This is a genomic window from Achromobacter sp. GbtcB20, assembly GCF_019091095.1.
Taxonomy (GTDB): domain Bacteria; phylum Pseudomonadota; class Gammaproteobacteria; order Burkholderiales; family Burkholderiaceae_B; genus Achromobacter; species Achromobacter mucicolens.
In genome coordinates, this window is record NZ_JAGXJZ010000340.1 from 1 (window position 1) to 344 (window position 344).

At 73.8% G+C, this 344-nt stretch carries 1 pseudogene; it reads right to left on the reverse strand.

Annotated features, from left to right (window positions below):
* A pseudogene (locus KVT32_RS29245) lies at positions 1-344 on the reverse strand (ABC transporter permease); the annotation flags it as partial.

Genomic DNA, 344 nt, shown 5'->3' on the forward strand with positions numbered 1-344 from the left:
ACCTGCACCACGGTGGCGCCGGGACGGCGCAGCAGCGAGGTGACCGCGAAGCGCCAGCCCTGATGGGCAAAGGCGCCGCGCAGGCGGCGCAGCAGGCGCAGGCAGAGCCAGGCGACCAGCGCGAACACGGCGAAGCCGCCCAGGAAGCCGCCGGCGGTGGTCAAGGCCAGCTTCGGGTCGCCCGCCTGCCACAGCAGCAGCGCGAGGAAGACGCCGGTGCCGAGGCCATAGGTGGCCAGCGCCATCGGCTGGGGCGCGGCCTGCTCGCGCCGCATCACGCGGTTGTGCGGCACGTTACGCAGTTGGAGCACCGGCGGCAGCGCGAAGCCGACCAGCAGCAGCAT